This window comes from Actinocorallia sp. B10E7 (assembly GCF_039871655.1).
Classification (GTDB): domain Bacteria; phylum Actinomycetota; class Actinomycetes; order Streptosporangiales; family Streptosporangiaceae; genus Actinocorallia.
In genome coordinates this window covers 50,614-72,909 of record NZ_JBDPLZ010000005.1, presented here as the reverse complement: position 1 = coordinate 72,909, position 22,296 = coordinate 50,614, and the positions used below count along the sequence as shown (strand labels likewise).

At 69.7% G+C, this 22,296-nt stretch carries 24 protein-coding genes; 8 read left to right on the top strand and 16 right to left on the bottom strand.

All coding sequences use genetic code 11. From position 1 onward, the window contains the following. Nucleotides 1-27 precede the first annotated feature (27 nt). Together ABGB12_RS18065 and grpE are read right to left on the bottom strand one after the other, a co-directional pair. Nucleotides 28-1,707, bottom strand: a complete 1,680-nt coding sequence (locus ABGB12_RS18065; RefSeq protein ID WP_347679335.1) for an Hsp70 family protein — start codon at nucleotides 1,705-1,707, stop codon at nucleotides 28-30. Beyond that, a complete protein-coding gene (gene grpE, locus ABGB12_RS18060) occupies nucleotides 1,704-2,318 on the bottom strand; it encodes a nucleotide exchange factor GrpE (RefSeq protein WP_347679333.1) in 615 nt (204 codons plus the stop codon). Before grpE ends, ABGB12_RS18065 begins: the two co-directional genes overlap by 4 nt. Before the next feature lie 522 nt (nucleotides 2,319-2,840). Between grpE and ABGB12_RS18055 the strand changes: the two genes are divergently transcribed. The 3 genes from ABGB12_RS18055 to ABGB12_RS18045 all read left to right on the top strand — a co-directional run bounded on the left by ABGB12_RS18055 (nucleotide 2,841) and on the right by ABGB12_RS18045 (nucleotide 4,080). Continuing rightward, entirely contained in the window at nucleotides 2,841-3,371 is a 531-nt protein-coding gene (locus ABGB12_RS18055) for a dihydrofolate reductase family protein (protein ID WP_347680637.1), read from the top strand. A gap of 74 nt (nucleotides 3,372-3,445) precedes the next feature. Further along, nucleotides 3,446-3,661 carry a type II toxin-antitoxin system VapB family antitoxin gene (locus ABGB12_RS18050; protein ID WP_347679331.1) on the top strand — a complete coding sequence of 72 codons (216 nt, stop codon included), beginning with the start codon at nucleotides 3,446-3,448 and terminating at the stop codon, nucleotides 3,659-3,661. After that, the gene (locus ABGB12_RS18045; protein WP_347679329.1) at nucleotides 3,658-4,080 is read left to right on the top strand and encodes a PIN domain nuclease; all 423 of its coding nucleotides are present in this window, start codon (nucleotides 3,658-3,660) and stop codon (nucleotides 4,078-4,080) included. Before ABGB12_RS18050 ends, ABGB12_RS18045 begins: the two co-directional genes overlap by 4 nt. Before the next feature lie 33 nt (nucleotides 4,081-4,113). Here ABGB12_RS18045 and ABGB12_RS18040 read toward each other — a convergent pair whose 3' ends face one another. Continuing rightward, on the bottom strand, nucleotides 4,114-4,455 hold the full coding sequence (locus ABGB12_RS18040; RefSeq protein WP_347679327.1) for a type II toxin-antitoxin system PemK/MazF family toxin: 342 nt from the start codon (nucleotides 4,453-4,455) through the stop codon (nucleotides 4,114-4,116). Next, nucleotides 4,449-4,769, bottom strand: a complete 321-nt coding sequence (locus tag ABGB12_RS18035) for a hypothetical protein (protein WP_347679325.1) — start codon at nucleotides 4,767-4,769, stop codon at nucleotides 4,449-4,451. The genes ABGB12_RS18040 and ABGB12_RS18035 overlap by 7 nt, the downstream gene beginning before the upstream one ends. Nucleotides 4,770-5,043: 274 nt before the next feature. Between ABGB12_RS18035 and ABGB12_RS18030 the strand changes: the two genes are divergently transcribed. Next, the gene (locus tag ABGB12_RS18030) at nucleotides 5,044-5,739 is read left to right on the top strand and encodes a hypothetical protein (protein WP_347679323.1); all 696 of its coding nucleotides are present in this window, start codon (nucleotides 5,044-5,046) and stop codon (nucleotides 5,737-5,739) included. A gap of 10 nt (nucleotides 5,740-5,749) precedes the next feature. On the opposite strand, the gene ABGB12_RS18025 is transcribed toward ABGB12_RS18030, so the two are convergent. Both ABGB12_RS18025 and ABGB12_RS18020 read right to left on the bottom strand, forming a co-directional pair. Then, nucleotides 5,750-8,641 carry a condensation domain-containing protein gene (locus ABGB12_RS18025; protein ID WP_347679321.1) on the bottom strand — a complete coding sequence of 964 codons (2,892 nt, stop codon included), beginning with the start codon at nucleotides 8,639-8,641 and terminating at the stop codon, nucleotides 5,750-5,752. Between the two features lie 101 nt (nucleotides 8,642-8,742). After that, nucleotides 8,743-9,321, bottom strand: coding sequence for a helix-turn-helix domain-containing protein (locus ABGB12_RS18020; protein WP_347679319.1), 579 nt, complete (start codon nucleotides 9,319-9,321; stop codon nucleotides 8,743-8,745). An 83-nt stretch (nucleotides 9,322-9,404) separates the two neighbouring features. Between ABGB12_RS18020 and ABGB12_RS18015 the strand changes: the two genes are divergently transcribed. Both ABGB12_RS18015 and ABGB12_RS18010 read left to right on the top strand, forming a co-directional pair. Continuing rightward, entirely contained in the window at nucleotides 9,405-10,031 is a 627-nt protein-coding gene (locus ABGB12_RS18015) for an SDR family oxidoreductase (RefSeq protein WP_347679317.1), read from the top strand. A gap of 2 nt (nucleotides 10,032-10,033) precedes the next feature. Continuing rightward, nucleotides 10,034-10,855, top strand: a complete 822-nt coding sequence (locus tag ABGB12_RS18010; protein WP_347679315.1) for an SGNH/GDSL hydrolase family protein — start codon at nucleotides 10,034-10,036, stop codon at nucleotides 10,853-10,855. A gap of 300 nt (nucleotides 10,856-11,155) precedes the next feature. On the opposite strand, the gene ABGB12_RS18005 is transcribed toward ABGB12_RS18010, so the two are convergent. Next, nucleotides 11,156-11,539, bottom strand: coding sequence for a PPOX class F420-dependent oxidoreductase (locus ABGB12_RS18005; protein WP_347679313.1), 384 nt, complete (start codon nucleotides 11,537-11,539; stop codon nucleotides 11,156-11,158). 58 nt (nucleotides 11,540-11,597) lie between these two features. Here ABGB12_RS18005 and ABGB12_RS18000 point away from each other — a divergent pair, with 58 nt between their 5' ends. After that, on the top strand, nucleotides 11,598-12,029 hold the full coding sequence (locus tag ABGB12_RS18000) for a MarR family transcriptional regulator (protein WP_347679311.1): 432 nt from the start codon (nucleotides 11,598-11,600) through the stop codon (nucleotides 12,027-12,029). A gap of 22 nt (nucleotides 12,030-12,051) precedes the next feature. Here ABGB12_RS18000 and ABGB12_RS17995 read toward each other — a convergent pair whose 3' ends face one another. Next, nucleotides 12,052-12,561 carry a hypothetical protein gene (locus ABGB12_RS17995; RefSeq protein ID WP_347679309.1) on the bottom strand — a complete coding sequence of 170 codons (510 nt, stop codon included), beginning with the start codon at nucleotides 12,559-12,561 and terminating at the stop codon, nucleotides 12,052-12,054. 156 nt (nucleotides 12,562-12,717) lie between these two features. Here ABGB12_RS17995 and ABGB12_RS17990 point away from each other — a divergent pair, with 156 nt between their 5' ends. Continuing rightward, nucleotides 12,718-14,664 carry a protein kinase gene (locus ABGB12_RS17990; RefSeq protein ID WP_347679307.1) on the top strand — a complete coding sequence of 649 codons (1,947 nt, stop codon included), beginning with the start codon at nucleotides 12,718-12,720 and terminating at the stop codon, nucleotides 14,662-14,664. Between the two features lie 33 nt (nucleotides 14,665-14,697). Here the strand turns inward: ABGB12_RS17990 and ABGB12_RS17985 are convergent, their stop codons facing one another. The 8 genes from ABGB12_RS17985 to ABGB12_RS17950 form a co-directional block, all read right to left on the bottom strand. Continuing rightward, nucleotides 14,698-15,411 carry an aspartate/glutamate racemase family protein gene (locus tag ABGB12_RS17985; RefSeq protein ID WP_347679305.1) on the bottom strand — a complete coding sequence of 238 codons (714 nt, stop codon included), beginning with the start codon at nucleotides 15,409-15,411 and terminating at the stop codon, nucleotides 14,698-14,700. 68 nt (nucleotides 15,412-15,479) lie between these two features. Next, entirely contained in the window at nucleotides 15,480-17,525 is a 2,046-nt protein-coding gene (locus ABGB12_RS17980; protein ID WP_347679303.1) for a phospholipase C, phosphocholine-specific, read from the bottom strand. Between the two features lie 92 nt (nucleotides 17,526-17,617). Beyond that, nucleotides 17,618-18,238, bottom strand: a complete 621-nt coding sequence (locus ABGB12_RS17975; RefSeq protein ID WP_347679301.1) for a DedA family protein — start codon at nucleotides 18,236-18,238, stop codon at nucleotides 17,618-17,620. Between the two features lie 203 nt (nucleotides 18,239-18,441). Next, nucleotides 18,442-18,792 (bottom strand): barstar family protein, encoded by a 351-nt coding sequence (locus ABGB12_RS17970; protein ID WP_347679299.1) that lies wholly within the window; start codon nucleotides 18,790-18,792, stop codon nucleotides 18,442-18,444. An 8-nt stretch (nucleotides 18,793-18,800) separates the two neighbouring features. Next, complete coding sequence (locus tag ABGB12_RS17965; RefSeq protein ID WP_347679297.1) at nucleotides 18,801-19,220, bottom strand: ribonuclease domain-containing protein; 420 nt, start codon at nucleotides 19,218-19,220, stop codon at nucleotides 18,801-18,803. 132 nt (nucleotides 19,221-19,352) lie between these two features. After that, nucleotides 19,353-19,817, bottom strand: a complete 465-nt coding sequence (locus ABGB12_RS17960; protein WP_347679295.1) for a GDYXXLXY domain-containing protein — start codon at nucleotides 19,815-19,817, stop codon at nucleotides 19,353-19,355. Further along, entirely contained in the window at nucleotides 19,814-20,956 is a 1,143-nt protein-coding gene (locus tag ABGB12_RS17955) for a DUF2157 domain-containing protein (RefSeq protein WP_347679293.1), read from the bottom strand. The genes ABGB12_RS17960 and ABGB12_RS17955 overlap by 4 nt, the downstream gene beginning before the upstream one ends. A 75-nt stretch (nucleotides 20,957-21,031) precedes the next feature. Next, nucleotides 21,032-22,252 carry a cytochrome P450 gene (locus ABGB12_RS17950; RefSeq protein WP_347679291.1) on the bottom strand — a complete coding sequence of 407 codons (1,221 nt, stop codon included), beginning with the start codon at nucleotides 22,250-22,252 and terminating at the stop codon, nucleotides 21,032-21,034. Between the last annotated feature and the right edge of the window lie 44 nt (nucleotides 22,253-22,296).

Here is a 22,296-nt window from a genome sequence, read left to right as displayed (position 1 = left end):
CGGAAGGGTGTTTGGCCGGCTGACCGGCTAGCCGACGACGCGGATCGCGCTCGACCGCACCTTGGCCTGCTCCTCTTCCTCGACGGACAGCACCCTGTCCGTCTGGAAGACGGCCTCGACCATCTGGCCGCCCTCGGCGAGGTCTTGGCCGGTGATGTGCAGGCGGCCCTGGCCGTCCAGGCGGAAGGAGACCTCGATCGGCGAGCCCGCCCTGAGACCCGCGCTCATCTCCAGGACGGCCTTGGTGACCTCCTCACCGAGGCTCAGATCCTTGACGATCTTGTCCCGTGAGGTGTTCTCCATAATCTTGATCTCGATCTGGGAGAGGCCGTCGTCACGGGTCCCGAACGTCTGCTTCGCCTCGGCGGGCAGCGCCTGCTGGGCCAACACGAGGTTGGCGATGACCTCGGTGTCGTCGCGCAGCAGCGCGAGCACCCCGAAGCTGTGGCTGGCGACGTTGGTCACCTGCATCTTCGTGAATTTCTGGACGGTGCCGAGGCGCAGGCCCAGGTCGTCCGCGACGGCCTCCTCGGCCGCGGCCCGCACCTCGGCGGACACGGACGTGACGTCCACGTCCTCCGGCTTCGCATCGGTCTTGCGGACGATCTCCTCCACGATCTTCTCGGCGATCTTCCCGTCCACCACGAGCTTCTGCCCGTAGATCGCGGCCCCCTTGGCGACCGCGAAGTCCGGCTCGAACGCCTCGATCTCAAAGCCGAATTCCTTGCGCAGCCGGGCGCCGACCTGCAGCATCTTGATGGAGCCGCCCACCAGCAGCAGCCGATCGATGACGGGCGAGCCCAGCTCGGCGGCCGTCGCGATGACGTTCTTGGTGAACGTGATGGTGTTCTCCAGCAGCGGAGCCGTCAGCTCCTCGAACTTCTCTCGGGTGAGCGCCACGGCCGTCTGCTTTCCCTGATGGACGACCTGGATCTTCGTCTGCGGGATGGCCGTCAGGGTCTTCTTGGCGCTCTCCGCCCTCACCCAGAGATCCTGAAGAGTCTCCGGCGTGCCGAGGATCTCGCCCTCTCCGCCGTGCTCGGCCTCCCACTGCGCGGCGCAGTACTTGACGATCTCCTCGTCCCAGTCACGGCCGCCCAGCTCGTCGTTGCCGCCGGTGGCGACCACGCGGATCTTGCCGCCTCTGACGTCGATGACCGTGATGTCGAACGTGCCGCCGCCGAGGTCGTAGACGAGGACGGTCTGGTCTCCTTTGTCGAGCATCCCGTAGGTGATCGCGGCGGCGGTGGGCTCGTTGATGATCTCCAGTACGTCGAGGCCCGCGATGCGTCCGGCGGCCGCCGTCGCCTCGCGCTGCGGGACGTCGAAGTAGGCCGGGCAGGTGATTACGACCTTGCTCGGGCGGACCCCATCATTCTGCTCGGCGTCCACGACGACCTTGCGGAGGATGTAGGAGGAGATCTCCTCCGGGGAGGTCTCCTTGCCGAAGAACTCCCTGCGGTATCCGGGCCTGCCCATCTCCCTCTTGATCATCTCGACCACGTTGTCGGCTTCGAGGACCGCGGCGTTCTTGGCCTCGCGGCCCACCACGCGGGTGTTCTCCTCATCGAACAGGACGACCGAGGGCGTCGTGTTCTCGCCTTCCAGGTTCGAGACGACCACGGGCTTCCCGCTGGACTCGTCCACGTAGGCGATGCAGGTGTAGGTGGTTCCCAAGTCGATTCCGTACACGCGGTCGGCGGTCATCGGAGGTCTCCTTCCTCGGCGGGGGCTGCGGAGTCCGCCGCTTCGACGGCCGGATCCGCTACGAGTTCCGGGACGGGCTGGGGTTTGGCGAAGCGGTAGGCGCTCACCCATTCCGGGCGCAGCACACGGTCACCGTCGGCGAAGCCGGCGCGCAACCGGACCGCCACCTTGCGGTCGAGCTCCCGGTCGGACGTGGCGACCGTGCTGAGAACCCGCTGAAGGGACCTGTCGATGCCATCCCCTTCGACGATGAACCTTTGAACACCGTTCCGCTCGAGGATCTGCTCGACCGAGTCGCGGAACAGCGCAAGGCTCGCGCCGGAGGCGTCCGTCGCCTCGATGACCTGGGTGAGATCGTCGTAGAGCGCGACGAGGTCCGTCAGCACCGGCCGCATGACGCTGCGGTAGAGGTCCTGCCTGTGCTGCGCCAACTCCTCGCTCATCGCCTGGACGTGCCGCTCCCTGGTCTCGTCATAGCGGATCTTCGCGTCGAAGGCCTCTCGGAGTCTGCGCAGTTCCGTCACGACCTGCCCGAACTCCGCGCTCGTCCTCTCGTTCACGAAGGGCGCGTCGATCCCGTCGTTTTCCGTACCGGAAACGTCCTCGTTCATATAAGTCCGTCCTGGAGCGTCCGATGAGCCCGTCCACCGCTCCCCTATTAACTACCAACACACTTCACCACACATCCAGAGAAATCCGCCGGTCGCCAGACACAGACCCTCAGAAAAGATTTCCACCTATAAGGACAAACTCCACATTCTTCGCTTATCCACTTCGCTGGGGATAAGTGTCCTCACACTGCCGCTACGGATGGTTCCGGACGGGTCCCCAGACCCGACCGTCGCCGCCCTGGCTCCCCAGGATCTGACCGCAGATCGCAGGAGAACAGGGAGGTCACGCGAGGGACATCGGCCCAACGCCACCACCGGCTGCTCAACACCGGCTGAATCTTCGAACGTAGTACTGGCTTGATGCAGGGACGGATTCCAGGACGCGCGGGCCAAGGTCGATCTCAGCGCCAACGACGGTCCGTCGACTCCCCGGCCCCGAGGTACTGCGACGTGGTGAGACGCTGTCGGTGGCGGGTGCGATGATGAGCACGTGGTCAACGCAGGTGAAGGACGCCCGCCGTCATCGCACACAATTCCAGCTCGGTCGATGGGAGGATCAGCTTGTCGCCGGGCGTGCTGCTGATGACCGACGAACGCTGGCCGGTCTTCACCGACTCCGGATACGCCGACGTCAAACGCCGCCATCACCCCCAGGCCATCCTGGAGGGCAGCGGGTCGTTCGTCACCGACGACTCCGTCGGCGAGGAACTGCCGCCGTCGGCGGAGACGGCCGAGGTGCTGCAGCAGCACTACCTGCCGGACCACATCACGGCTCTGGCCGCCAACGGGTGGCTGGTCGTTCCCGACAGCCGCGGCCGGGTCCGCTGGACATGTAAACAGTTCCCGGGCCCGGACTGGGAGGGATGGCATCTGCTGGTGCTGGTCGCGGCGGCCACACCACTGGCGTACCTGTCATTCCTGCGACGCGAGGGCATCCCTTACCTCATGGTCGGCGATCAACGTGTCGACCTGCGAGCGGCCCTGGAGGAGCTCGGCGACCGGCTCGGGGTCCAGACCGTGGTCTCCACCGGAGGAGGCCGTCTGAGCCGGTAGTCCAACGTCAGGTGCATCTTGAAACCCTGCGAGATATCATCAAGTGAATCCTTGATATCAAGAGGGGTATCTCGATGAGCCGCACCGTGATCGACCTGGACGACGACCTCCTCACAGAGGTCGCGAAAGCACTCGGAACCAGCACCAAGAAGGAGACGGTCAACACCGCCCTCCGCGAGGTGCTGGAGAACCGACGCCGAGCGCTCGCGCTTACCCGCCTCCGCGCCCACGCCGCAGAGGGCGCCTTCGACCTCGACCTCTTCGAGGACAAGACCGACTACCGTCGATGAACGCCGCCCAGTACCTCATCGACACCAGCGCTCTCGCCCGCTTCATGCGTCCTGACGCCGGCCAGTACGGCTGGGACCAGGCGGCAGCAGCCGGACTCATCGCCGTCTGCCCCATCACCGAGCTGGAGTTCTTCTACAGCGCCCGGTCCCTCGCCGACCGCGAACAAGGCATCGAGGACATGCGGTCGCTGTTCGGCTGGACCCCGATCGGCGACCGTGCCTACGACCGGGCTTGGAAGGTCCAGGAAGCCCTCACCAGGCGAGGACAGCACCGCAGCGCCGGCCCCGTCGATCTCGTCCTCGCCGCCACAGCGGAACTCCAAGGGCTCACTCTCCTGCACCGCGACCGCGACTTCGAATGCATCGCCCGGATCACCGGCCAGCCTCTGCAGTGGTACGGCCCCGAACCCGGCAAGTAGCCGGTCCGCGGCGGACTCAGAGCAGGCCTTTCGTCAGGGCTGCAGGCCAAGGATCAAGCGGATCGACGCCTCCACGCTTCGGAGTTCCCCCAGAGCCAGCGTCCCCAGCTTCCGTCGCAGTCTGGGTTTTGCGACCGTGTGCAGGTCGGTGCAGTTGACGTAGGACTCGTCGTATCTGGTCAGCCCTGCTTCTTTGCCGATGGGCACATGGGTCGTCGGAGGACCCGCGGTTCCGGTGACCACTGCGACCGTGACCGCGGAAAGCGGTCCGGCGACGCGGTTGGCGGTGAGCACGACAACCGGATGGGGGCCTATCGGCGCGGGCAGGGCACAGGCCCACACCTCCCCTCTCAGAGCCGTGCCAGGGCTCACCATTCCATCTCATCGACGGCCTCGAACTCGGCGTCGCCGGGAGGCGCCACACCCTCCGGAAGCGGTGCTTGCGCCCCTTCATAGAAGGAGCGGATCTCTTCGGCCGCCGCGAGCTCCGCGGCCTCACGAGTCAGAAGACGAAGCCCTTCACGAAGGGCGTCCGAAGTCGACTCCAGGTTCAGCGTGCGCATCGTCTCGCGCAACGCATCCATCTCATCCGGCCTGAGCCTCACCTGCGCCAGCTTGCCCGCGCCCCGCCCTTGGGGCCGCTTGTGCCGACGAGTATCCGGCTTCCTCGGAACCGCTTCCGCGCTCACTGCCCCTCCTTCGTGTCGTACAACTGTCGTACAGCCAGTATGTTCCCGCGCCCTGCACTCGTCAATCGAATCGGCCGAGCAGGCCAGCCATGATCATTTACAGCCTCGGTGCCCCATGGCCGCCCGACTCCGCAGGACAGCGGGCAGTGCATGACAACGGAAGGCCTATGACAGTCTTCAGGTCGTTTTGCACTGAGGATGCTTGGAGCGTTGAGTGAATCGTCAGGTCACCGCCAGGCGCGTCCGGGCGGCGCTCAGCCTGTCGGACCGGCCGTTGCGGATCCTGCTGATCGCGATCATCGGCTATGCCGCCGTGACGACACTGGCCTACGACAGACCGCAGCGAACGAGTTCCATCGAGCGTCTTTACGACGACCTCGATCATCACCGTGTCGATCGACTGGAGCTCGTGACCGCCGATTTCAAGGCGAGTCGCGAGACCAACACCTTCTGGTTCCGCTGGTCCACCAGCAGGCTGACCTGGTGGGAGTTCCGAGGGGAGGTCTCACGGACTCAGCTTGAGAAGGCCCGTCAGTTGCCGAGGCTGACCCGGACGATCACCGGAGACCGCGGCGAACCGAGCTTCGACAAATGGCTCGATCCGAAGTTCGACCTGTCGGTGATCAGAGGAGATCCGTCACGAGCGGACAGCCGCTCCTGGTCTGAACGGCTCCCCGACGGGCCGCTGCGGCTCCTGATCCCGTTCATCGGGCTGGGGACTTTCTTGCTCATGCTCAGCCGGCCCCACAACCGCTACGCCAACAGGTGGGCGTGGTTCTGGCTGATGACGACCGGCTTGTCGGGGGTGATGCTCTATCTCCTCCTGGAACGACGGCCCGTCTGGGCGAGCTTCGACCGTCCGCTTCGAGACCCGGCCAAGCGCCTCACCGGCGGCTGGGGCTTCGTTTGTTCGCTCTTCCTCGCCCCGTTGAGCGCCGGCTTGGCCTCCCTCGCCTTTTCTCTGCTTTAGCCGCTTGTGATCAGGTGTTCTCGCCGTCGGGGGTGTGGATCCTGGTCGTGATCACTTCGGCGATCTCGGCGAGCGGCGCCGGGTCCAGCAGGAACCGGTGCTCGACGTCCAGGTGGTGGTTCTCGACCGTTCCGCCGATCAACGGGCCCCAGTTGGCTTCGGCCGTCAGGGAGTCGGCGGTGCGGCCGCGCAGGGCTGTGAAGAACACGATGTCCCCGTCGATCGGGCCCGGCGTGTACTCGGCCGCGATCCGAAGGCCGTTCTCGTAGTTGCGGTACAGGGCGACGAGACCGTGGTCGTTGAGGCTGGCGAAGGCGCTGCCCTTCTCCCTGAGCGCCTCCATGACCCGGGCGACGTCCGGCGCGTGCCGGTCTCCCGCGATCTCCTCGGAGATCCCGACGGCCTCCAGCAGCTCGGGGACGATCTCCCGGCCGGGGATGTCGAGGTCCTGGGAGTGGAAGGAGTCGATCAGCGCCAGCAGCGCGACCTCTTCTCCCGCCGCCTGGAGCTGCCGGGCCGCCTCGTAGGCGATGAGTCCGCCGAGGGAGTAGCCCGCCAGATGGTAGGGGCCGTGGGGCTGGACGCTCCGCAGATGCGCCACGTGGTCGCGGGCGGCCTCCTCCACTGACGCGTGCAAGGGCTCGCCGGCGTCCGGGAAGCCGCGCGCCTGGAGCCCGTAGACGGGCTGGTCGGCGGGCAGGTGCGGGAGCAGTCCGAAGTAGGACCAGGACAGGCCGCCCGCGGGGGGCAGGCAGAACAGCGGGGGTCTCCCGCCTCCGGTGCGGATCGGCAGGAGCACGCCGAGGCCGAGTTCCTCGTCTCCGGGCCCGCCGCGTGCGGCGGCGGCCAGCGCCTCCACGGTCTGGTGGGCGAAGATCGCCCGTGGGGACAGGTCGAGCCCGGCCGCGCGGGCCAGGCCGCTCAGCCGCATCGCGAAGATCGAGTCGCCGCCCAGGCGGAAGAAGCTGACGTCGGCCGGCGCCTTAGGCAGTCCGAGGACCTGGGCGAACAGCGCGGCGAGCTGCTCCTCCTCCGGACCCTCGGGTTCGCGGCCCTCCGAGCCGCGCTCGAAGCCGGGGACGGGCAGCGCCTTGTGGTCGATCTTGCCGCTCGAGTTGAGCGGGAACTCCGGCAGGAACACGAACGTCGACGGCACCATGTACGACGGGAGGTGCTCGGCGGCGAACCGGCGCAGCTCCTCCACGAAGTCCTGGTCCGGCTCCCGGCCGCCCGCGGGCACGATGTAGGCGACGAGGTGCTTGCCGTCGGGATGGGCCTTGCGGGCGGGCGCGGTGTCGCGTCCGGCGTGCTCCAGCAGCCCGTCGGCGGTGCGGCGGACCAGGTCGCCGGTCCGGTACATCCTCTCGCCGGGCGCCCCGAACGGGCAGGCGACGAACCGCTCCGCGGTCGGCCCGGGACGCCCCGTGTATCCGCGTGCCGTGCCGTCTCCCGCCAGGTACAGCTCGCCGACGACACCGGCCGGGACGGGCCGCAGCGCCGGGTCCAGCACGTAGGCCCGCCGGTCGTCCGGAGGGACGGTCTCGTCCTTCGTGCCCTCGTCGTGCGGCCGGACGGTGACGGCCGCCTCCCGTTCCTCGGGATCGAGCAGGTCGATCCGGCCGACGAGCGTGTCCGGCGCATCGGCGATCAGCTGGAACGCCCGCTCCAGCCGGCGGAGCAGCCGCCGCGCCTGCTCGGCGTCGAACAGGTCGGGCCGGTAGTCCATGCGCAGCAGCAGCCGTTCGCCGGGGATGGCGCCCAGCGCGATCGGGTAGTGGGTGGCGTCGTAGCCGCCCGCGCCCGTGACCTTGACGCCGTCCAGATCGGTGGCCTCGGCCGACGGGTCGTAGGGGTAGTTCTCCAGCACGGTGATCGTGTCGAACAGGGCGCCCGCGGGGGTGAGCCGCTGGATCTCGGAGATCGACAGGTGCTGGTGCGGCATCAGCTCGGTCTGCTCCTCCTGGAGCCGCCGCAGTGCCTCGCGCACGGTGTCGGCGGGCCGGAGCCGGACCCGGACGGGCAGCGTGTTGATGAGCAGGCCGATCATGGAGGTGACTCCGGGCAGCTCCGGCGGCCGGCCCGACACCACCCCGCCGAAGATCACGTCGGTGCGGCCGGTCTCGCAGCCGAGGACCAGCCCCCAGGCGAGCTGGAGGATCGTGTTGAGGGTGATTCTCTCGACGCGGGCGCGGGCGGTGAGCGCGGCGCTGGTCGCGGTGTCGAGCCGCAGCTCGATCATCTCCGGCGGGACCGCGGGCCCCTGCGCCCGCGGCCGGATGCGGGTCGGTTCCTCGACGCCGTCGAGCGCCGCGGTCCAGGCCGCGACGGCGGCCTCCCGGTCCTGCCGGGCCAGCCAGGCGAGATAGGTCTTGTAGGGCGTGACGGGCGGCAGCAGCCCGTCGTCGCCCTTGCCGAGGTACAGCGCGAACAGCTCGGTGGTGAGGATCGGGGTGGACCAGCCGTCGAGCAGCAGATGGTGGTTGGTGCAGATCAGCCGGTGCTGCCCGGGCCCGAGCCGGGCGAGCACGAACCGGATGAGCGGCGGCCGGGTGAGGTCCCAGCGGCGCCGTTTCTCCCGCTCGACCAGCGCGGCGAGGGCGTCAGGGTCGTCCGACAGGTCGACTTCCTCCCACGGCAGCCTGACCTCCCGGTGCACGACCTGCACGGGGTCTCCCTGCTTGCGCTGCCGGAAGGAGGCCCTCAGGTTGGCGTGGCGGCGCAGGACGGCCTCGGCGGCGGCCCGCAGCCGTCCTGTGTCGAGCGGCCCGGCCAGGTCGAGGACGATCTGGGCGGAGTAGACGTCGGAGTCGCCGTCATAGAGCGCGTGGAAGTACAGGCCCTGCTGAAGGGGGGCCAGCGGGAGCACGTCCTCCAGGTTGGACTGCTTCTTCGAGGTGCTCATAGGTCGTCCCACTCTTCGTGTTCCGCGGCGCATCGAACTCGGATTGTTCCATTTCGACCAGAAGGTCAGAACTGGTGCACCGTGGTATAGCGTCGCCCCGGTCATGGCAGGAGCGGGCGGACGACGGATCGGGCTAGGGACTCGGCGAAGGTCCGTGGAGCCGTGGGGGCGTCCGGGCCGTGCGCGTAGTAGCGCAGGAAGGCCTCCTGGAAGCAGGCGCCCAGGAGAAGAGCCGCGGCGGCGTCGGGTTCGGCGTCCTGGCCGACTCGGCCGGCGTCCCGTTCGGCGCGCAGGTAGGCGGCGAAGGCCGCGAGGGGGCGGTCGGGGCCGGCGCCGTGTCGGGACATGGCCTCGCGGTGCGCCTGCATGCGCTTCGGATCCGCGAGGAGCGCGCCGAGCATGGGGATCGAGCGCTGGTAGAACTCCAGAGCCGCGTGGGCGAGTTCAGCGAGGTTGTCCTCGACGTCGCCCTCTCCCGGCCGGATCGACACCCGGGACGGGCCCGGCAGCCGTTCCTCGAGGACGGCCAACAGCAGCCGTTCCTTGTCCCCGAAGTACTTGTAGAGCGTCGGCTCCGAGACCTCCGACGCCTGCGCGATCTCTTTGGTCGTGGCCTGCGCGACCCCGCGCGTCCGCAGGAGCTCCGCGGCCGCGTCGAGGATCCGCTCCCTTGTGCTCATGCCGTCCTCCCGCCGCCGCTTGACAGGTTAGTGAACACTAGATCAGTGTAGAGGCTAGTGTTCACTAACCCCTGGAGGGTCTGATGCGTATCGCCGTCCTCGGCGCGACCGGCGGAACCGGGCAGCACCTCGTGCGCCAGGCGCTCGACGCCGGCCACCATGTCACCGCGATCGTCAGGAATCCCGGCGGCCTGCCGGATCACCCGCTTCTCGAAACCGTCGTCGCCGACGTGATGGACCCCGCCGCGATCAGCGCGTCCGTGGCCGACCGCGACGCCGTCGTGTCGGCGTTGGGCCCCCGCGGCAAGGGCGAGACGACCGTGTGCTCCGACGGAGCCCGCTCGGTCGTCACCGCGATGCGCTCCGTTCGCGGACGCCGCCTGGTCGTCGTCACCGCCGGCGGACACGTCGTCGACGAGGGGGACGGCCCGTTCACCCGCACCCTGGTCAAGCCCCTGCTCCGACGCTTCCTTCGGGAGGCGTTCGCCGACTTCGTCCGTACCGAACGGGTGGTCCGCGACAGCGGTCTGGACTGGACGATCATGCGCCCGCCACGCCTCACCGACGGCGGTCCCCGCCCCTACCGCACCGCCGTCGACCGCAACGTGCGCGGCGGCCTCATGCTCGCCCGCACCGACCTCGCCCAAGCCATCCTCAACGTGCTGGACGCCCCCGCCACCGTCGGTCACACCATCGCCCTGGGGTACTGACCATGAAGAAGCGGATGCTCCTCGCGCTGGGCCTGCTGCTCGCGACCGCGCTCGGCCTCACGGCCACCGCCGGATACCTGACGTTCGTACGTTCGGCCGAGAACCCGCCCTCCGAAGCCTGCGGCCGGAAACGCGGCCCCGGCCCCGTGGTCGTCGCGGCAGGCGCCAGCATGACGCAGGGCACACTCGGCGCGAACTGGGTCGGCGCGCTGCGCGACCGGCCCGAATACCGGGAATACGAGTTCGTCAACGCCGGTGTCAACGGCGACACGAGCGACGACCTCCGCAAGCGGGTCGACTCCGACATCGTGGCGTGTCATCCGGACGCGGTCACGATCCTGGTCGGCGCCAACGACGTCCTCGACGGCGTGCCGCCGGAGGAGTACCGAGCCGACCTCGGCGCGATCGTCGACCGGATCAAGGAGAAGACCACCGCCCGCATCGCTCTGCTGTCCCTCCCCCCGCTCGGCGAGGACCTCGCCTCATCCCGCAACCGCAGGCTCGGCGCCTACAACGCCGCGATCAAGGAGACGGCCGCCCGCGCCCAGGTCGGTTACATCCCCGTACACGAGCAGGCGGTCGACTTCCTCCGGAAGAGCGGCGGTGCCGGAACCCCGTACGGCTTCGATTTCGCGGTCGCCCTCGCGGCCGGAGCCGAGCACTACCTCCTGGGACGGAGTTGGGACGACATCTCCCACGGAAACGGGCTCGAACTCCTCGTCGACCACCTCCACCTGAACGACCGAGGCGGCGCGATCGTCACCGGCCTCGTCGCCCGGTGGCTGTCCGAGGAGCAGACCACCGCCTCGGATGAACCCGCCTGACGGGAACACGACAACCCCGGTCCCTTCTGGGATCCGGGGCTGTGCGTTCCCCCTCGCAGGGTGCGGGTTCCCGCTCGGGAAAAGTGCGTCTCAGACGAGGGCGTGCTGGGTCCAGGTCTGGGCGGCGGAGGGGACGCTGAAGATCGCGGCGGCGGCCGCGACCACCGCGAACGCGGAACGCAACAGCTTCATGTCGACTCCTGCTCGTGATCCGATTCGGTCACCAGGAGTACACACCGCAGATCATCCGGAAGTCGGTCCCGAGGCGCTGACGTAAGGATTCGTTCATATCTGCATTTCTCACTGCCAGGTGGCGTGCGTGGGGCGCAGCACCAGGACGACGCGGCGCGGGGCGTCGCCCACCGGTGGCTCGTAGGGCAGGCCGTAGCGCTTGGCGAGCACGTCGAAGAACTCCCCGGAGGGGTCGGGGTCGACGCTCTCGATGACTCCGCGGACCTCCAGATAGCGGTACGGCTGCTCCGGATCGTTGATCGAGACGGCCACCCGCGCGTCCCGGACGACGTTGAGGTGCTTGCGGCGGTCCGTCGTGGTCGTGAACCGCAGGGCCTCTCCGTCCCAGAGCTGCCAGACCGGGGTGACCTGCGGGCCGCCGTCGGAGTTCAGCGTCGCGAGGTGGGCGAAGAGCGGGCGGATCAGCAGGTCCTCGTGGGAGGCGGGAATCATGACGTCTCCAAACCTTGATGGTTATCAAAGCTTTTATATCAGACCTAGGATTGATGACATGACGATGCCCGCGGCCGAACGGCTCGGCCTGGACCTGAAACGGGTCGAGACCGAACTGATGGCGGCCAAGCAAGCCGCGCTGAAACCCCTGACCGTCCCGCAGTACGCGGCCCTGTTCGCCCTCTCGGACGCCCCGGGGATCTCGGCCGCGGCACTCGCCCGCGCCTGCCTCGTCACCCCGCAGGCGATGACCGTCGTGCTGCGGAACCTGGAGGACCGGGGCCTGGTCGAGCGGACCCCGCACCCCTGGCACCGCAACGTGCTGGAGACCCGGCTGACCGAGGCGGGCCGGGAGGCGTTCGAGACCGCGGACCGGGCGGCGGTCGCGATCGAGCGGCGGCTGTCCGAGGAATTCTCACCCGAGGAGCGCGACCAGCTCCGCGCCCTGCTGGCCCGGTGCTCCAAGGCCCTGAACGACCCCGGCCGCTGAACCGGGCGCCCGGGGTGCCCCTTCAGCGGCCGCGGCCGGTGGCGACCACGAGCAGGGTGATGTCCGGCCAGTACGCGGGAGGCACCCGGTCGAGCCGGTCGAACACCGCCACTTCCACCGCCCGCGGCCACCATCGGCTCTTCTCGACCCAGCGGCAGGCCGTGATGAATCGCCGGCCCGGGGAATCCGGGTACCCGCGCTGCCGGCAGCGGGCGTTCACCGGCGCCCAGTCCTCCCCGAGGGAACGGCCGACGAAGGCCACCGCCTCAGCCGGCACGGTCCCCTCGGGCAACGCGTAGATCCTTGAGTTCGAAGAGCCGAACCGCTCCTCCAGCCCCTGCTTCATGGCCAGCGCCATGTTGTCCACACGGGTCTCGTACCGCTCCCCCTCCGGCAGGCTGCTCGTCGCCCCCGGCGGCACCCGCACCTCGGGGAGGTCGCCCGCCCGCTCCCACCGCACGGCGGCGCACACCACGGCCACCGCCAGGGCCACCGCCCCCGCCGACAGCGCGGCCGTCATTCGGCGTCCCACGAAACCGTCTCCCGCCGTCGGCACGGAACCAGTGGAAGACACGATCTCACCCGACCGATCCGCGTCGATGATCGGCAGGTGAACAGTTGGTGAGGCGCCGTTCTCCCGGGAACGGTCCGGCTAATCTCGGAGGCGTCCTCGGAGAGGGGTGCACCCGTGCCGCAGCCGCTTCCGCTCGGACCCGGAGCGCCCCGCGTGATCGGGTCCTACCGGCTCACCGGCCTGCTCGGACGGGGAGGCCAGGGAGCCGTCTATCTCGGTGAGGCCCCCGACGGCGGCCCGGTCGCGGTGAAGGTGCTGCACGAGGGGGCGGCCGGGAGCGAGGACGCCATGCGGCGCTTCCTCCGCGAGGTCGAGGCGGCCCGGCGGGTGGCGCCCTTCTGCACCGCACGGGTGCTGGACGCGGGCGTCCACGGGGAACGCCCCTACATCGTCAGCGAGTTCGTCCCGGGCAGATCGCTGGAGCTGCTCGTCCAGGAGGAGGGGCCGCGACGCGGCGGCGCACTGCAGCGCCTGGCCGTCACGACGTCCAGCGCCCTGGCCGCCATCCACCGGGCCGGCATCGTGCACCGGGACTTCAAGCCCGCCAATGTGGTCCTCGGTCCGGAGGGGCCGGTCGTCATCGACTTCGGCATCGCCCGGGCCCTCGACCAGGCGGGGACCAGGACGGGCTCGGTGGGCACGCCCGCCTACATGGCCCCGGAGCAGTTCACGGACGGCGCCGTCGGCCAGCCCGCGGACATCTTCGCCTGGGCGGGCACGATGGTGTTCGCCGCGACCGGGCGCAGGCCGTTCCCCGGCGACACGATGCCGGCCCTGCTCAACGCGATCCTGCACCAGCCGCCGGACGTCTCCGGCCTGCCGGAGCCGCTGGCGGGGATCGTCGCGCTCTGCCTGGACAAGGACCCCCGCTCCCGGCCCACGGCCGACGAACTGCACGCCCGGCTGAGCGGGCACGCCCCGGCGCCGACGCGGCCGGCCGAGGCCGACCGTCCCGGGCCGGCCACATCGCCCCTCCCTCCGGAACGACCGGCGCGCAGGAGAACCTGGCCATTGCCGGTCGCGGCCGGCTTGGCCGCGGTGACCTTCACGGCCTTCCTCCTCTGGCCGGACGGGGAGAAGCGGACCGGCGGCACGGTCTCACCGTCAGCGAGACCGTCCTTCGGGCAGCTCGTCCACCCGCCGCTCATCGACCACGGCAACGACATCCGCTCGATCGCGGTCGGCACGGTCGACGGCTCCGCCGTCGCGGTCACCGGCTCCGACGACCAGACCGTCCGGGTCTGGGACCTCGCCACCGGACGGACCCTCGGCGCACCGCTGCGAGGACACACCTACTGGGTGCAGTCGGTGGCGTTCGGCGTCCTGCGCGGCTCTCCGATCGCGGTCAGCGCCTCCGACGACGACACCGTCCGGGTCTGGAGCCTGGCCGACCGCAGCCTCCTCGGCGTCTTCGAGGGACACGACGGCGACGTGAAGACCGTCGCCACGGGCGAGCTCGGCTCCCGTCCCATCGCGGTCAGCGGCAGTGCCGACGCGTCACTCCGGATCTGGGACCTGGAGGACCAGCAGGAGATCGCCCGGCTGACCGGGCACCGCGGGGCGGTCGCGGCCGTCGCCCTGACCGAGCTGGACGGCGTGCTCACGGCGGTGTCCGCCGGTGACGACGGAACGGTCCGGATCTGGGATCTGCCGGCCCGGCGGCAGGTGGCGTCACTGACCGGCCACGAAGGCTGGGTGCGTTCGGTGGCCCTCACCAGGCTCGACGGCAGGCCGGTGGCCGTCACCGGAGGCCTGGACGGGACGATCCGGGTCTGGGATCTGCTGGCCCGCCGTCAGGTCGGCGAGCCGATGCGCGGCCACGTCGACTCCGTCCGGTCCATCACGGCCGGCGCCGCGGCGGGAACCACCCTCGTCATCTCCGGCGGCGAGGACCGGACCGTCCGGGTCTGGGACCTCGCCGCCCGCGACCAGATCGAGAGCCCCTTCACCGGCCACACCGACCGCGTCTGGTCCGTCGCTTTCACCGACCTGGCCGGCACCCCGATGGCTCTCAGCGGCTCCCGCGACAACACCTTGCGCCTGTGGAGCCTCGCCCGCTGACCGCGGCGGTCTGCGGGACGACCGGCAGTCCGGTCAGATCCGCGGATTCTCGCGCAGCACGGTGTCGAGGGCGGCTTCGACGTGGATGCGGGTGGAGTCGAAGACCGGGAGGGGGCTGTCCTCCGGGGAGATCAGGAGGGTGATCTCGGTGCAGCCGAGGATGACCCCCTCGGCGCCCTGAGCGGCCAGGTCCTCGATGATCCGGCGGTAGGCATCTCGTGAGGCGTCGCGGATGCGGCCCTGGGTGAGTTCGCGGTAGATGACGTCGTGGACGAGTGTCCTGCCGGGGTCGTCGGGGACGACGAGTTCGAGCCCGTGCCATTCGGCCATGCGGTCGGCGTAGAACGGCATCTCCATCGTGTATCTCGTGCCGAGCAGGCCGACCCTGCGCATGCCCGCCTCGCGGACGCGCCGCGCGGTGACGTCCACCAGGTGCAGGAACGGGACGTCGACCGCCGCCTCAATCTCGTCGGCGACCTTGTGCATCGTGTTGGTGCACAGCAGGACCACGTCCGCGCCGCCCGCCTCCAGCCGTCGCGCCGCCTCGGCGAGCACCCGTCCGGCGGCGGCCCAGTCCCCCGCGCGCTGGAGCTCCTCGATCTCGGCGAAGTCGACGGTGAACATCAGGCTCCGCGCGTTGTGGTGCCCGCCCAGCCTCCGCCGGACCTCGGTGTTGAGCAGCCGGTAGTACTCCGCCGAGGACTCCCAGCTCATCCCGCCGATGAGCCCGACCACTCCGCTTCTCATGAAGTCGAACCTACGCGATCCGCGTTCACCGGGCATGGGCGGTTCATTCCGTCTTCCGCCGACGTGGTCTACGACGACCTGCTGGGGCGGCCGTTCTCGAGGTGCCCCATCAGACGACGGTTGAAGGTGGGGTCCTCCGCGGTGGTGACGGCGAGGTCGTACCAGCCGTCCGCCGTGCGGTACCGGAGGTTTCGGGAGGCTCCGGCGGCCAGGACGACGGTCTCTTCCAGCGCGTTGTAGGCGAGTGCTTTCACCTTGAAGCTCAGGGGCTCGGAGGTCGGGTTCCCGAGGGTGACGACCAGGGTGCGGCGGTCCTGTCGGGAGGAGACGTCGGCGGTCGCGGCCTTGCCCGCGACCGTGCCGGTGAACTCTCTGCGGAAGCCGTTGGGACCGGTCAGGGTGACGGAGTATCCGCCGGTGACGGGGATCGTGTCGGTGGTCGTGCCCTGGACGTCGTAGTGGCGTGGGGACGGTAGTTCGCCCGCGTAGGGGTAGGCGGCGAAGTGCGAGCCCCGGATGCCTTCGTCCCGGAGGGTGAGCCTCAGGATCTCGCCGTCGAGCCGGGCTGACGCTTCCGTGCGGTAGGCGAGGGGACGGGACGGGCGGCGGCCCGGCTCCTGGACGGGCGGCTTCTGGAAGATGGGCGGGAGGGCCGGCAGGAGGGTCTGTGCGCCGGGGTCCGGGGCGGGCCGTCCGACGACCTTGCGGGAGCGGGGACGGGCGAAGTCGAACGCCGAGGTCAGGTCGCCCGCGACCTGACGCCGCCAGGGCCCGATGTTGGGTTCCCGGACGCCCAGCCAGGTCTCCACGAAGCGGATCGTCGAGGTGTGGTCGAAGACCTCCGAGCAGACGAAGCCGCCGACCGTCCACGGCGAGACGATGAGCATGGGGACGCGGGTGCCCAGGCCCAGGGGCTTGCCGTCCACGAACTCGTCGGGGGTGCCGGCGGGCGGGGCGGGCGGCGGGACGTGGTCGAAGAAGCCGTCGTTCTCGTCGTAGGTGATGAAGACGGCCGTGGACGCCCAGAGTTCGGGATCGGAGGCGATGGCGTCCAGGACGTCGTAGGTGATACCGGCGCCGCGTCCGGGGGCGGAACTGCCCGGGTGTTCGCTCTCGGCAGCCGGTGCGACGACGTAGGAGACGTTCGGAAGGCGTCCGGCGTGGGCTTCTTCACGGAAGAATTTACCGAGATCGCCTTTGCTCGTTCGGCGTAGACCGTTGTCGAAGGCGGACTTCTCGGCGTCCGTCAGGGTGTCGTATCCCTGTTCCAGCCGGTTCAGGAGGATCGTGGGGTCTTCAGCCCTGCCTACAGCGCCGTAGAAGGCGTTCATGGAGCGGTAGGTCGTGAAGGCCAGGGCCTTCTTGGCGAGTTCGCGGTACGACTCGAAGTACTCGAGCGCGTTGTCGTCGAAGTTGTCCCACTCGTGGAAGACGCGCCAGGTCTTGCCGGCCGCTTCAAGACGGTCGACGTAGGGGGTCATCTTGTAGCCGGGGTGGTCGTCGGCGTAGGCGTCGTTGCCGGTGGTGCGCTTGCCGTCGGGCTCGTAACCGACGTTGCCGCCCCAGTGGAACATGCGGTTCGGGTTCGTCCCGCCGGGGAGGGAGCAGTGGTACGCGTCGCAGATGGTGAAGGTGTCGGCGAGCTCGTACTGGAACGGGAGGTCCTGGCGGTCGTAGTACGCCATCGTGCCCGGGGTCTTGGCGTAGACCCAGCGGTCGTTCCAGCCTTTGTTGAGCGCCATTTGGGCGTCCGGCCAGGAGTGCGGGAGCCCGGCGACGAACTGCTGGGCGGACTTGGGACGCAGGTTGAAGCCGACCGCGTTCCTGATCGAGAACGGCAGGACGTCCCGGGCGAACCCGGGCTGCTCGAAGATGCTCTTGCCGTTCGGGCGGTTGATCGCGTTCCGGTCGCCGAAGCCGCGGACCCCCGAGAGCGTCCCGTAGTAGTGGTCGAAACTGCGGTTCTCCTGCATGAGGAACACCACGTGCTCGATCGACCCGAGCCCGCCGGGCGGCACGGCTTCGGCCACGGCCTTCTGGACGGAGAGCGGAAGTGCGGAGGCGGCCGCTGTGGCCGCCGCACCGGTGAGGAAGCGTCGCCGGGTGGTCTGCATGAACCTTGTTGTGACAGGCCGATATGACGGGCAGGCCATGAATCGGCATCTCACAGGTCACGAATATGAAAGATCTTCAATTCGGCCCGCGGTCATACCGTCGCCTTCTCCTGGGCCTCCCCGCTCCGCGGCGCGCCGGCTTTTCTCTTGCGGGCGTAGCGGATGGTCTCCACGACGGCGGTGATGCCGCAGGCGATGCCCAGGCCGAGGGCCAGACCCTTGAGCGGGTCCTCCTCGAAGGCCGCACCGCCGATGTAGCCGACGAGCACCGAGTAGACGGCCCAGCTCAGCCCCGCGAGGACGTCGAAGAGCATGAAGCGGCGGAACGGGTAGCGGGTCGCGCCGAGCGTCATGGTGACGGCGGTCCGGCCGCCGGGGATGTAGCGCGCGACGACCAGGATGAGCCCGCCGCGTTCGGCGACCGCGCTCCTCGCCCACCGGAACGCCTTGCCGTCCTTGAGTCCGCCGCCCGCCCTGCGCCCCAGCCAGTAGGAGACGTGGTCGCCGCAGATCGCGCCGGCGGCGGCCACCGGGACCACCAGGAGGGCTTCGGGTTCTCCCGTCGAGGCGGCGAACGCCGCCGTCGTGATGACCAGGGTCTCGCTCGGCACCACCGGGAAGAACCCGTCGAGCAGCGCGATGCCCAGGACCAGCAGGTAGATCCAGGGGGATGTGATGATGTCGTGCGCGAGATCCAGGATGGCGTCCGTCATCCGGCCCGCCCCGTCTCTTCCCGTACGTCCGACATGACGCCCCCCGTGACTCTCGCAAGTACTGATTTGTCCCGTTCGCGGCAAATCTATGAGTTGCGAAGAGTGCTCCGCCTCCCCCAAAGGTCAGCCGCCGCCCCTGGCTTTCGACAGGGCCAACCGTTGGATACCCGTGAGGCCCGAGTGGTTCGGACCGCCCGGTTCCCTCAGAGGACGGCGAGGATCCTGTCGTGGAGACTCTGCGGGTGGGAGGCCGCCAGGACGACCCGCGGGCCGGCGTCCGACAGGAGGTTCAGCAGCAGGCCGAGCTGTTCGGGCGGCTCGTCCGCGAGGAGCTCTTCGGCGTGGTCGACGGAGAAGACGGGCGGATCGGCGTCTCGGAGGCAGTCGTAGAAGGCGTCCCAGTTGCGGCCGAAGTAGTCGGGGAAGCGCAGGACCCGCGCGGCCTCGGTGAAGAGGCCGACGCGAGTGCGGCAGGCGCGCCCGTCGAGCGCCTCGGGCGCCGGGACGCTGGAGATGGTCAGCCAGGACGGCGGCTGGCGCTCGACGGACGGCATCACGGACCCTAGGCGATCTTGTAGAAGTCGGTGTAGTGGTTCGGCGAGAACCAGGACGCGCCGGTGCTGCGGTTGACGACGATGCGGTAGGCGTCGCGGGAGGCGCCCTTCGCCCGGCTGTAGACGTCGTACTCATAGTAGGTGGCGCCGCTGGGCAGCTGGCCTTCGCGGTTGTAGAAGCGTCCGCCGGTGTAGTTGTACTTGCCGTCGGGCCAGGAGTACCAGCCGGCGGTGGTGGGGAAGCCCTTGCCGGACCAGATGGACCGGGCCGACTTGGCGTCCGAGCAGCGGGAGATCGTGCAGGAGCCGTAGACCGAGGCGTGGGCCGGGGTGAGGGCGACGGTGCCGGAGAAGGCGGTCGCGGCGGCGAGGGTGACGGCGATCCGGATCGAGCGGGGACGGTGCTGGGTCTGCAACGTGGCCTCCATCGAAAGGACGAAACACCCGCATGGTCACACGTATGACGAAAGTAAGTCCCGTCCCGGCAAGTCAAGATCTTGTGAACTTCTCCTATCTAAAAGCTGACATCACCGACTTATCCCAGTCGCAAGAGCCTTCGGTCAGCGGGGTTCGAGGCGGACGAGAGCAGACCTGCCCTGGTCGTCGACGCGGATCACGGCGGCCAGGCGGTCGGCGTTGATGTCCTGTTCGATGGAGCGGGCGCGGTCCTCGGAGACGAAGAAGCTGTGGAGTCCGCAGTCGAGGACGACGCCGTGCGAGTCGCAGGCCAGGTAAGGGGGCCTGGGACGGGTCTTGACGGGGGTGCCGCCCTTCCACAGGGAGCCGTCCCGGACGAGGGGGACGTAGGCCCCTCCCTCGTCCGAGACCTCGGCGGGCAGACCGGGGTAGCTCAGCTGGACGTAGGCGCCGCGGAACGGGTCGATCGGATCGACGGGGGCGACGGCCAGCCTGTACTCCGTGCCGGTCAGGCGGGGCGACAGCTGCGGCTGGACGGCCCAGGCCGTCAGCGCGGCCTGGACGAGCACGGCGGCGGCCACCGCGACCGGGCGGGAGAGCGACCTCATCGGGAGACCTCCGTGATCAGGCGGCGGGCCCGGTGGGCGAGCACGCCGGTGCCGAGGAAGACGACGCCGAGCACCAGGAACAGGGCGGCGCCGGAGAACAGCGGAGCGAAGATCGCGAAACTCTGGGTGGTGACGAAGACGACCAGCGCCCCGGCGGCCAGCGACACCACGCCCGGCAGCGCCCGGGACGTCCCCAGGATCGCGAACCAGGCCGCCGCCAGCACGTAGACGACGATCCCGGCGACGGCGCGGACGAGCAGCGCGCCGCTCGGCGACGTCATCGAGCCGGCCGGGTCCCAGACGGCCAGCAGGAAGCCCGCCCCCAGGATGCCCAGCATCACGGCGACCTCGCCGCGGGCGGTGCTCGCCCAGGCGGCGACGGCCGCGAGGACCACGGCGACGGCGCCTCCGATCCACAGCGCGTTCGTCGTGCGGAAGTCGGGGTCGGGGAAGGCGGCGACGTAGAGCCCGACCAGGGCGAGCAGCACCCCCACGGGCCGCCAGACCATCGTGAAGGCGGGCGTCCACCGCTCGTGCAGGAGGGCGATGGCCGCCGCGCAGGCCGCCGCGACGAGCATCGCGCACGCCACGACGCCGTGGCTTCCCGCGTTCTCGGCCGCCCACCAGGCGTACCAGCCGACGCCGAGCCCGGCCGCGATGACCAGCGGTGCCCTCCCGCGGGTGGCGTAGGCGTAGGCGAGCGCCCCTCCCGCCCACGCCCCGAGGAGTTCGGAGCTGCCCGCCGGGACCTGCAGGCTCTGCGCCGCCTGGAAGACCACGCCGCCGGCCGCGGCCACCGCGATCACCCGGATGGAGGCCGGCAGCGCGCCGGAGAACCGGGAGGCGAGCAGTTCCGCCGCGAGCACGGCCGCCAGCCAGATCACGACGATCCCGACGAATCTCGTCATCGGCGAAAGCCGCTCGTAGTTGGAGGCCACGGTCCAGATCAGGCCGACGCCCACGAACGCGGCGCCGAGGACCATCGCGAGCCGCTCCAGCGCGAACCGGCGGGTCGTCGCCGTGTACCGGGCCGCGATCCCGGCCGCCGTGTCGCCGTCGATCAGCCCGTCCGCCTCCCAGGCGGCCAGCTCTCTTTGCAGCCAGGCCAGCCTTTTGGGCGAAATATGCACCGTGTCCATAAGCGCAAGGATGCCCTATGGCCTGGGGCGGATCTTGAGTACCTCCACCCGACCGGACTGAGTAGCCCGGGAGGGTCAGGAGGCCTCCGGCTCGAAGGTGACGGGCAGGCTGTCGAGGCGGTGGACGAGGAAGGTCTCCTTCCAGGTCAGGGTCTCGACGGGAACCGCGAGGGCCAGGCCGGCCAGCCGGTCCAGGACCGCGGCGAAGACCACCTCGCCTTCGAGGCGGGCCAGCGGGGCCCCGATGCAGAAGTGGATGCCGTGGCCGAAGCTCAGGTGGCCGTTGGTCCTGCGGCGCAGGTCCAGCCGGGCCGGGTCGGGGAACTTCGAGGAGTCGTGGTTGGCCGACGGCGGGGAGAGCGCCACGTGCTCGCCCGCGGCGATCGCGGCGCCGCCGAGGACGGTGTCCTCCCTGGCGAAGCGGTAGGTGATGCCCGAGACGGGGCTGTCCCAGCGCAGAAGCTCCTCGACCGCGTTCGACATCAGGGAGCGGTCGGAGCGGAGGTCCTCCAGCTGGTCGGGGTGGCGCAGCAGCGCCAGGATCCCGTTGGCGATGAGGTTGACGCTGGTCTCGAAACCGGCGGCGAGCAGCAGGAACGAGTTGGACCTGACCTCCAAATCGGTCAGCCGGTCGTCGCGCTCCTGCGCGGCGACCATCGCGGAGATCATGTCGTCGCCCTGCTCGACGCGGCGCCGGGAGACGAGCTCGGTGAGGTACTCGTCGAACCACCGGCCCGCGCCGACGATGTCCTCGAAGTCCGAGGACGAGTTGGCGCCCGTGAGGATCTCGGCGTACCGCTCGAAGTACTCCCGGTCCTCCACGGGCACGCCGAGCAGTTCGCTGATGACCGCGATCGGCAGGGGCAGGGCCAGCGACTCGACCAGGTCGGCACCGCCCTTGGCGGCGAACCCGTCGAGCAGTTCGTGGGCGATCTCGTCCACCCGGGGGCGGAGCCGCTCGATCCGCCGGGGCGTGAACGCCTGGGAGACGAGCTTGCGCAGGCGGGTGTGGTCCGGCGGGTCGGCGAAGAGCATGTGGCGGGTGAGCACGAAGTCGTCGCTCGCCAGGCCCAGGTAGGGGCGCAGCTCCGGCGCGGCCGCGTCCACGCCGCGCACGAGGGCGGGGTCGGAGAGCGCCTGCTTCACCGCCTCGTTGCCGGTGACCAGCCAGGACGGCATGCCGTCGGGCAGGACCACCCGGTGGATCGGCCCGTCCGAGCCCAGGGCGGCCCGCAGCGCCTCGGGGTCGGCGAACAGTTCGGTCTTCAGCACCACGCGTTCCGGTCGCTCCGTCATGGCATGTCCTCCGTGGCCGGGGTTCGGTACGGAGCCGAGTCTCT

Excerpts from the sequence above, each read along its gene's own strand:
- ABGB12_RS17965 (WP_347679297.1), bottom strand. The coding sequence starts at position 19,220 with ATGGAGGCCACGTTGCAGACCCAGCACCGTCCCCGCTCGATCCGGATC.
- ABGB12_RS17980 (WP_347679303.1), bottom strand. The coding sequence starts at position 17,525 with ATGCAGACCACCCGGCGACGCTTCCTCACCGGTGCGGCGGCCACAGCG.
- ABGB12_RS18040 (WP_347679327.1), bottom strand. The coding sequence starts at position 4,455 with ATGGTGAGCCCTGGCACGGCTCTGAGAGGGGAGGTGTGGGCCTGTGCC.
- ABGB12_RS18050 (WP_347679331.1), top strand. The coding sequence starts at position 3,446 with ATGAGCCGCACCGTGATCGACCTGGACGACGACCTCCTCACAGAGGTC.
- ABGB12_RS17955 (WP_347679293.1), bottom strand. The coding sequence starts at position 20,956 with ATGGACACGGTGCATATTTCGCCCAAAAGGCTGGCCTGGCTGCAAAGA.
- ABGB12_RS18005 (WP_347679313.1), bottom strand. The coding sequence starts at position 11,539 with ATGATTCCCGCCTCCCACGAGGACCTGCTGATCCGCCCGCTCTTCGCC.
- grpE (WP_347679333.1), bottom strand. The coding sequence starts at position 2,318 with ATGAACGAGGACGTTTCCGGTACGGAAAACGACGGGATCGACGCGCCC.
- ABGB12_RS17970 (WP_347679299.1), bottom strand. The coding sequence starts at position 18,792 with ATGCCGTCCGTCGAGCGCCAGCCGCCGTCCTGGCTGACCATCTCCAGC.
- ABGB12_RS18045 (WP_347679329.1), top strand. The coding sequence starts at position 3,658 with ATGAACGCCGCCCAGTACCTCATCGACACCAGCGCTCTCGCCCGCTTC.
- ABGB12_RS18015 (WP_347679317.1), top strand. The coding sequence starts at position 9,405 with ATGCGTATCGCCGTCCTCGGCGCGACCGGCGGAACCGGGCAGCACCTC.
- ABGB12_RS18020 (WP_347679319.1), bottom strand. The coding sequence starts at position 9,321 with ATGAGCACAAGGGAGCGGATCCTCGACGCGGCCGCGGAGCTCCTGCGG.
- ABGB12_RS17975 (WP_347679301.1), bottom strand. The coding sequence starts at position 18,238 with ATGACGGACGCCATCCTGGATCTCGCGCACGACATCATCACATCCCCC.
- ABGB12_RS18065 (WP_347679335.1), bottom strand. The coding sequence starts at position 1,707 with ATGACCGCCGACCGCGTGTACGGAATCGACTTGGGAACCACCTACACC.
- ABGB12_RS17950 (WP_347679291.1), bottom strand. The coding sequence starts at position 22,252 with ATGACGGAGCGACCGGAACGCGTGGTGCTGAAGACCGAACTGTTCGCC.
- ABGB12_RS17960 (WP_347679295.1), bottom strand. The coding sequence starts at position 19,817 with ATGAGGTCGCTCTCCCGCCCGGTCGCGGTGGCCGCCGCCGTGCTCGTC.
- ABGB12_RS18025 (WP_347679321.1), bottom strand. The coding sequence starts at position 8,641 with ATGAGCACCTCGAAGAAGCAGTCCAACCTGGAGGACGTGCTCCCGCTG.
- ABGB12_RS18000 (WP_347679311.1), top strand. The coding sequence starts at position 11,598 with ATGACGATGCCCGCGGCCGAACGGCTCGGCCTGGACCTGAAACGGGTC.
- ABGB12_RS18010 (WP_347679315.1), top strand. The coding sequence starts at position 10,034 with ATGAAGAAGCGGATGCTCCTCGCGCTGGGCCTGCTGCTCGCGACCGCG.
- ABGB12_RS17985 (WP_347679305.1), bottom strand. The coding sequence starts at position 15,411 with ATGAGAAGCGGAGTGGTCGGGCTCATCGGCGGGATGAGCTGGGAGTCC.